This is a genomic window from Marinobacter sp. S6332, from assembly GCF_023016045.1.
In the GTDB taxonomy this organism is placed as follows: Bacteria; Pseudomonadota; Gammaproteobacteria; order Pseudomonadales; family Oleiphilaceae; genus Marinobacter.
This window is the reverse complement of record NZ_JALKAP010000015.1, coordinates 85,533-92,848: the sequence shown is the minus strand read 5'-3', so window position 1 is coordinate 92,848 and position 7,316 is coordinate 85,533. Positions and strand designations below refer to the sequence as shown.

General features: G+C 53.8%; 5 protein-coding genes. 3 read left to right on the top strand and 2 right to left on the bottom strand.

What is annotated here, in order from left to right; all coding sequences use genetic code 11:
* Positions 1-25: 25 nt before the first annotated feature.
* Positions 26-1,108 (bottom strand): IS630 family transposase, encoded by a 1,083-nt coding sequence (locus MWU62_RS17665; RefSeq protein WP_208006341.1) that lies wholly within the window; start codon positions 1,106-1,108, stop codon positions 26-28.
* A gap of 551 nt (positions 1,109-1,659) precedes the next feature.
* On the opposite strand from MWU62_RS17665, the gene MWU62_RS17660 reads away from it, so the two are divergent.
* A complete protein-coding gene (locus MWU62_RS17660) occupies positions 1,660-2,907 on the top strand; it encodes a hypothetical protein (RefSeq protein WP_247116108.1) in 1,248 nt (415 codons plus the stop codon).
* Between the two features lie 39 nt (positions 2,908-2,946).
* Here the strand turns inward: MWU62_RS17660 and MWU62_RS17655 are convergent, their stop codons facing one another.
* Positions 2,947-3,699, bottom strand: a complete 753-nt coding sequence (locus MWU62_RS17655) for a hypothetical protein (protein WP_247116107.1) — start codon at positions 3,697-3,699, stop codon at positions 2,947-2,949.
* A 319-nt stretch (positions 3,700-4,018) separates the two neighbouring features.
* On the opposite strand from MWU62_RS17655, the gene MWU62_RS17650 reads away from it, so the two are divergent.
* A complete protein-coding gene (locus MWU62_RS17650) occupies positions 4,019-4,579 on the top strand; it encodes a recombinase family protein (protein WP_019677822.1) in 561 nt (186 codons plus the stop codon).
* A 2-nt stretch (positions 4,580-4,581) separates the two neighbouring features.
* A partial coding sequence (locus tag MWU62_RS17645) for a Tn3 family transposase (protein WP_247116106.1) occupies positions 4,582-7,316 on the top strand: 2,735 nt, incomplete at its 3' end.

Sequence of the window (7,316 nt, the reverse complement as noted above, 5' to 3'; positions counted from 1 at the left end):
CTAGTGTAACGTTCGGTTAATTCGCTCATTTATTATCAATTAAACTCAGCTTTGCCCGAGCCACTGACGTCATAATCGATTCTGCGCTTTTATGCCAACGGAACGGCTTTGCCAGTTTTTCGTTGTGAACCTTGATGAACTTTTTAATCGCAGACTTTAATTCGCCGACGCTGGTGAAAATACCGCGGTATAGGGCTCGTCGTTCCAGTTGGCCAAACCAACCCTCGACCGCATTCAGCCAGGAAGCGCTCGTGGGCGTGAAGTGCAGCTTGAACCGAGGGTGCTCGGCCAGCCAAGCTTTGACTTCCGGCGTCTTGTGAGTCGAGCTGTTATCCAAGATCAAGTGCAGATCCAGACCCTTCGGAGTTTCCCGGTCGATCTGTCGCAAGAAGTCTAAAAACTCCTTGGCTCGGTGACGCTGAGTGATTCGTCCGATCACCTGACCCGTCAGCGTATTGAATGCAGCGTACAGGCTGGTTGTGCCATGACGTTTGTAATCATGTGTCTGTCGCTCAACTTGTCCCGGGCGAAGCTGTAATTTCGGCTGGGTTCGGTCAAGAGCCTGAATCTGGGTTTTTTCGTCAACAGACAGAACCAGTGCATTGTCCGGAGGATTCATATAAAGCCCGACAACATCGCACACTTTTTCAGCGAAGTGGGGATCGTTGCTGATCTTGAACGTTCTGAGCCGGTGCGGCTTCAAATCGGCTGCTTTCCAGATCTGGTGCACTTGCCAGCGCGTTACCCCGGCATGCTCTGCCATGAGACTGATACTCCAGTGTGTGGCCTCTTTCGGAACTTTATGGACTGTGTCGTCTAAAATTTTCTTGACGGTTTTACCGTCGAGTTTTCGAGGCTGGCCAGGTCGCGGCGCATCATGAAGCCCCTCAAGACCTCGATCACTGTAGCGTTTGCGCCACTTGAAGACCGTTTGGGTGCTAACCTGAAGAGACTCTGAGATTCCTTTTGGGGTCTGACCTTCATTCAGTAACAAAAGTATCCTGGCGCGTTGCGCCAGATGCTGGCTCAGCGTATTGGTTCGGCACCAACTTTCGAGTTCCAATTGATCGTTTACAGTCAGATTAAATGGCGCTGCGGGTTTGGGCACAATGGGAACCTTTTATTGCTGTTTGACGATTCCTATTATAACAAACATGCGCCAGCGAATTAACCGGACGAAACACTAGGCCCCCATAGACAAAATTCCTGAAATGCGAATAGATGTAGCGGCCCGCAAACATCGAGGCGAACCCACATTATTTGAGAATAGAGCACTCGGCTAGATCGGCAACCCAGCCTCCCGCATCTGCTCCATTAGCTCATGTGCCCGTGTCGCCTCCATATCCCTGGCTAGGAATCGCCTGATTTCGTCTAGCCACGGTGGCAATGCGCTTGCCTAAAGGATTTCAAAAGATAAATAACTGAAACAAAATGTTACACAGAATTAATAAAGACTTACTATTCTTTAGGCGGTCGCGCTTACGAGAGTGCGGTAATTGATAGAAGGAGAACCCCGTGCAGAAAAATTGAACAATTTCCTTTGCCTGGGTCGTGGCTTGCGCCATTGCCTCACCGTCGCTTCTGGCAGCGACACCTGTTCCGCTTTCACCAGCTCCAGCAGCTCTGTCCAAGGTCGAGACGACGTCAAGCACCAAGGGCGTGACCGCAAATGCCCAACCAGAGAAAAGTTACTACCACTTTGAAGCCGTACCGGTTCGACCGGTTGAGCCCGCAGAGCGCCAGTCTAGTGTTAGCGGCCCAGCGGCGGCCGCTTCACAAACGCAAGCGAAAGTAACGACCAGCGCCATCACTCCACTCTGCACCACCCTTAATACGGGGACCATATATACCCTGGACAGTACCACGACAGGGGGCTCTTACTGGTATCACTTCGAAATAACCCAGCGCGCGAAAACCACGGTATTCCTGACCGGTCAGAATGCCAATACGGACTTCGCCCTGACACTGATCAAACATGAGGCAGATGATACGCTGACGTCACTGGGAACATCGGACCAACCTGGCAATGCCGTTGAGGGGCTCTTGGCTCTCACTGAACCGGGTGACTACTATTGGTCTATGGACGCCAATGCCTCGGATGGCTCCGCCTTCCAATTTGGCGCAGTGGTGAACACGGCTGTAGATGCCAACGAACTGAATGACGCGGCAAGTCTATCAACACCGATTCCTGATGACCGGACCCCGATGGTTGGGAGTATGGACAGCGCCCAAGATATCGACTATTTCAGTTTCGTGGCGGAAAATGGACAGGATCTGCAGATCCAGTTCACGGACGCCTACGGCCAGAACGAATGGGTTATTGAGTACTTCACAGGCACCGTCTGGAATACTCTTGACGCGAATATGCTCTATAATTTGGGCAGTTTGCCAACGCCCTTTACCCTCAATGTTCGAATTTCTCCAAACCCGGCGGTGGCCGTGAATCCGGCGCACGATTATGAGCTGTTGGTAGGATCACGCGTTACTGCTTCTGACAGCGTCGATGTCGGAAGTGATGAAAATTTGGTTCGTATGAGCACTTCCCCTTTTCTGACTGACCAAGTGCATAATGAGTTGGATTGGTCCATACGAGTGCTGGACTCAAGTGGCAATCCTGTTGAGGGAGCAGAGGTGACTTTTAAATATTATACCGACGACATTCCATTGACAGGCGACACAGCGATCAGCAATTCGAGCGGTATCGCCGGTAATATCATCTCGTTGCCCGATTGCACTGGCAATTATTCCACCACGGACTATTCGGGTGGCTATACATGGCTGTCAGAGTTTAATGCAGGAAAGTGGTCGATTCGGGTGAAGGATACAGATCCGAACGAAGTCGGAGTCGGAGGCGACAACTATCCCGCAGTGACCTTGGGGCACATCTGCGATCAGACCATCCAGTAAATACCTGAGGCCCAAGCACTGCTTGGGCCTTGTCTTCTCTTACAGCGAGATCAGTCCAAAGTCTGCTGGCTTGGCATATCCGATGGGCGCATTCGCACTGATCTGGTCCAACAAAGCGCGCCCGCCATAAGGGAAATGACGCTCGTAATCAGTGGGATCTATCGGGTTCAGGTCATAGCTTCCGCCTGGTTCGTGCACTTGCAGGTAGGAACGAAGATCAACAATATCCCCAAAATTCCCCTGGGATACATCGAATCGGCCGATACCGTTACTCACACCGGCTGGCCCTCGATCCAGCTCCAGCGCCCGAATCATCGTAGAAGCCACCTGGTTGGCCTGATATTCGACATCTGCTATCGAGAGCGCGTCCTTGAGGGTTGCGCGGTCTTCAGTCGATAGGGCATCACTGCCTTCCGAAATTACTAATGAACCGTTTGACACTGAAAACCCCCAATCCTTTTCTTGCAGATCGGGTGATAGAGACTCCATTGCCATCTCATAAGTACGCTTGAGACCAGCTGACGCCATGGCGACACCAGTGGACAACGCCACCATCATCTCATCCAACCTGGCATTGGTCGCCTCATGACTTTCTTGCGGCATCTTGTATATTTTATCAATAACATGGCCGCCAGTATTGAGAGGGTTATCTTTCGCTCCATGGTAAACCACCGATGGCACCTCACTGATCTGAACCCCCGCATCAATTCGCGTTTCGCGGACGATCCTGGCGGAGCCATTCGAGTACACCCCTTGTTGACTTGCCGATTGCGATAGGTGACTGATGTCCATCCTTGTTCCTCCTTCAAAAGACTCTTCTAGTTATCGGAAGCTCCCGGAAGAACTTTAGTGAATCAATCGTCCAAATGATCCGGCAGTATGCAAGTGGCATTTCGATCCCAGCCTAGTTCGTGTTCAGAGTCTTCGCAAAAAAAATCCTCCGAGTTTAATGTGCAGCCTGCCGGTATTCGCTGTCAGTTTGAACTACACCCTAACCAGGCGTCAGGCATTGAGTGGTACATGCGTCAGAATAGGGTGGTATATAGAAATAGTTGACGTTTGTTGCGAGGGGTCTTAGAGTTCTCTTGACACTTCGACGGGGGAGCGGGTTTTGAAAGGTCAGCGCATCGGTTATATCCGAGTCAGCAGTCTTGATCAAAATCCGGAACGCCAGCTTGAGCAGGTCGCGGTTGATCGGGTGTTCACGGACAAAGCGTCCGGCAAGGATACCCAACGCCCCGAGTTGGATCGACTGATCACCTTTGTCCGCGAAGGCGATACCGTCGTCGTCCATAGCATGGACCGTCTCGCGCGCAACCTTGACGACCTGCGTCGCCTGGTCCACACGTTGACCCAACGGGGTGTCCGCATCGAATTCATCAAAGAAAGCCTGACTTTCACCGGCGAAGCGTCGCCGATGGCCAACCTCATGCTTTCCGTCATGGGCGCATTTGCCGAGTTCGAGCGTGCATTGATACGCGAGCGGCAGCGCGAAGGCATCGCACTGGCTCGAAAGCGTGGAGCGTATCGCGGTCGCAAGAAAGCCCTCTCTCCCGAAAAGATCGTCGAACTCCGGCAGCGCGTTGCAAACAGTGAACAAAAGGCGGCGCTGGCCCGTGAATTCGGCATCAGCCGCGAGACGCTGTACCAATACCTGAAAACGGTTGACTGACTATGCCCCGCCGTCGCCTATTGACCGCCGCTGAGCGGGATAGCTTGCTCTCGTTTCCAGAGACGGACGACACGCTCATCCAACACTACACTTTCTCCGAATCGGACTTGTCGGCGATTCGGCAGCGGCGTGGCCCGCACAACCGATTCGGTTTCGCGGTCCAGTTATGTTATCTGCGCTATCCCGGTATCGCGCTACCCACCAATGCCGAGCCACCAGCCTCCTTATTAACGCTCATCGGCCAGCAGTTGAGCATTGGGCCTGAGATTTGGCCGCGCTACGCCAAGAGGCCTGAAACGCGACGGGAGCATCTGGTCGAATTGCAGGCCTGGTTGAACCTGTCTTCGCTCAGCGGCGATGACTACCGGCGGTTTATTGACTCCATTGTCGACCTGGCCCAACAAACGGATCGCGGCATCGTTCTGGCTGAAGCGCTGGTCAAGTTGCTTAGACAACAACGCATCATTTTGCCGCCGCTGGATGTCATCGAACGCATGTGCAGCGAAGCGCTCACGCGAGGCACCCGACTCGTGTATGAAACGTTAACCGCGCTATTGACCAATCAGCATCGCCGCGCCTTCGAGCAGTTGCTGGCGATTCGCAAGGATATGTCGAGTAGTGCACTCGTCTGGCTGCGCCAGTCTCCCGGACCACCGAGGCCCAAACATATTCTGTTCCACCTCCAACGATTACAGACCGTGCGCGAGCTCAACCTCCCGGTTGGGCTTGAACATACCATCCACCAGAACCGTCTGCTGAAGCTCGCCCGTGAAGGCGGGCAAATGACCGCCCAGCACTTGCGGGACCTTGAATCGAGCCGTCGCTACGCCACACTAGTGGCAATCATACTCGATACACGAGCCACGCTGATTGACGAGATCATTGACCTACATGATCGCTTTATTGGCTCGCTGTTCAGCAAGGCCAAGCGTACACATGCTGAGCGCTTCCAGCGCTCCGGCAAGGAAATTAATAATAAGGTACGTCTGTACTCGCGTGTTGGGCGCGCACTGCTCGATGCCAAACAGACCGGAAGCGATCCGTATGCCGCCATTGAGGCGATCATGCCATGGGAGGTATTCAGTGCAAGCATCACCGAAGCGGAAAAGCTGGCCCAGTCAGAAGACTTCGATTACCTCGCTTTAATTGGTAGTGGCTTCAACTCGCTGCGGCGTTACACGCCGACGCTTCTGGATGCACTGGATATGAAGGCCGCACCGGCGGCGCGCGAGTTACACGCCGGGATCGAGCTGCTAAAGAACATGAATCAGCACCAGTCTCGTAAAGTGCCGGATGACGCCCCGACTGGCTTTATCCGCAAGCGCTGGGAAAGTCTGGTGTACACACCGGACGGAATTGACCGACGCTTCTATGAACTGTGCGTGCTATCCGAGCTCAAAAATGCGCTACGTTCCGGGGACATCTGGGTCCAGGATTCGCGGCAGTTTAAGGATTTCGAGGATTACCTGTTGCCGCCGACACGGTTCGAGGGTCAGCGTGAAGATCGAAAGCTCGGATTGGCGGTTGAAACGAATTGCGATAACTACTTGGAATCGCGATTGGCAACGCTGGACCAGGAGTTGATCACCGTAGAACGCCTGGCCTTCGCCGACCAGTTACCCGATGCAGGTATCTCACCCTCGGGCCGCCTAAGAATCACGCCATTGGACAACGCCGTGCCTGATGCGGCGGAAGCGCTGATGCAACAGGCCTATAGTCGGTTGCCGCACTTGAAGATCACCGAACTGTTGTTGGAAGTCGATAACTGGACGGGCTTCACGCAACACTTCACTCACCTCAAAAGCGGCGCAACCGCTGGGGATCGACAGCTACTACTCACGACGATCCTGGCTGATGCGATCAACCTGGGGCTATCCAAGATGGCTGAGTCCTGCCCTGGCACCACCTACGCTAAGCTGACGTGGCTCCAGGCGTGGCACATACGCGATGAAACGTATTCAGCGGGATTGGGGAGCCTGGTCAACGCTCATTCTCGCCAATCGTTCGCCGCATACTGGGGTGATGGCACCACGTCATCATCGGATGGCCAGAACTTCAAAGCCGGCGGTCGCGGTCAATTTGCTGGCCATGTAAATTTGAAATACGGTCAGGAGCCGGGCGTACAGTTCTACACGCATATCTCGGACCAGTACGCGCCGTTTCATTCCAAGGTCATTAACGCCACTGTTCGCGATGCCACTCATGTTCTGGATGGTTTGCTGTACCACGAGTCCGACCTTCGGATAGAGGAGCACTATACGGACACGGCTGGCTTTACCGATCATGTGTTCGCCTTGATGCACTTGCTTGGGTACCGCTTCGCCCCGCGTATTCGTGATTTAGCCGACCGTCGTCTGTACATAAATGGTGACACAAAACAGTATCCGACACTCGCAGGCCTAATCGGCGGTCGCATCAACGTAAAACACATTCGGACGCATTGGGACGAAATCCTTCGTTTGGCGGCATCGATTAAGCAGGGCACTGTCACCGCATCACTGATGCTGCGCAAGCTCGGGAGCTATCCGCGTCAGAATGGCCTCGCGATCGCATTGCGCGAGCTGGGCCGCATTGAGCGAACATTATTCGCACTCGACTGGATGCAAAACGTCGAACTGCGTCGCCGCGTGCAGGTTGGTTTGAATAAGGGCGAGGCTAAGAACGCGCTGGCTCGTGCCGTCTTCCTGAACCGGCTCGGTGAACTCCGCGATCGCAGTTACGAGAATCAACGCTACCG